The sequence below is a fragment of the Polaribacter sp. BAL334 genome (assembly GCF_015767435.1).
In the GTDB taxonomy this organism is placed as follows: domain Bacteria; phylum Bacteroidota; class Bacteroidia; order Flavobacteriales; family Flavobacteriaceae; genus Polaribacter.
Genome location: NZ_JADWOV010000041.1, coordinates 1 through 1,077, shown reverse-complemented (window position 1 = coordinate 1,077; position 1,077 = coordinate 1). Strand labels below are relative to the sequence as shown.

At 33.1% G+C, this 1,077-nt stretch carries 1 protein-coding gene; it reads right to left on the bottom strand.

Annotated features, from left to right (window positions below; all coding sequences use genetic code 11):
- On the bottom strand, positions 1–1,033 hold a 1,033-nt coding region (locus tag IU405_RS00230), incomplete at its 3' end, for an amidohydrolase family protein (protein ID WP_197436663.1).
- Positions 1,034–1,077 lie beyond the last annotated feature (44 nt).

Genomic DNA, 1,077 nt, shown 5'->3' with positions numbered 1-1,077 from the left:
CCAATGTTGTATCGGAAATATGTTTTAAATCTTCCAAATTTCCCAATTGAAAAGCATCTGATTTTTCAAATTCATATAGACTGAATTTTGCGTTTTGGCTTAAAGAAGTATTATAATTTCTAACCACAACCAATGTAGGACAAACAATTGTTTTTTTCGATTTGAGCAATTGAACAAACTCGGGTTTTATAATTTCATTATCCACACTGTGAACTAGAAAATCAGCTCCGTTTTCAACTGCTAATTGTGCTGTAATTCGCTCAGTAGCATGCACAGCAACTTTCAAATTGTATTTATGAGCCTCGTCAATAACAGCTTTTACAATCGGAAGATTTTTTCGTGCGCTTTCTTCTACAGATAAACCATCAGCACCAGCAATGTACCATATTTTGATAAAATCAGGTTTGTAAGGAAGCTGTTTTTGTACTGATTGAATGCCTTCCTCAATTGATTTGGTCAAGGTAAAAGGCTCATTTTCTTTTAGATTTTCATACACTTTTGGTTCATAGGTAGTTGCTAAAGGTCCTGTAATATAAATAGTTGGAGCAAAATTGACGTTTTTGAAATCGTTTCTTTGTTTTAAAAAATGAACACTTGCACCCACATCAAAAACGGTGGTAATTCCGTTTTGTAAATAACGACGAAGTTTGTCTTCCATATTGGTTTTAGTAGCTTCAATTTCTTTCTCATAGGGCATGTATTTTCTTAAATCAATCACATCTGGCCTTGAATAGATCCCACCGTTTTGAAAAAAATGAATATGAGCATCTGTCAAACCTGGAGAAAGATATTTTCCAGTTCCGTCAATTGTAATTGCATTGGCAGGAATTTTTATTTTTTTAGTTGGTTGAATGTTCGAAATCAAGTCATTTTCAATAACCACAGTTTGATTTGGAATTAATTTTTGATTTTCTACATCAACTATGGTAGTGTTCGTTATGTAGGTTTGTGCAAAACCATGAAATGATGAAATGATGCATAAAACTGCCAAAAGAAATGTTTGACTTGCTTGTCTTTTGTTGGTATTTTTCATTGCGAATAGTAGTTGTTTTGATTGATGTGAATGCTGTGTTGCGT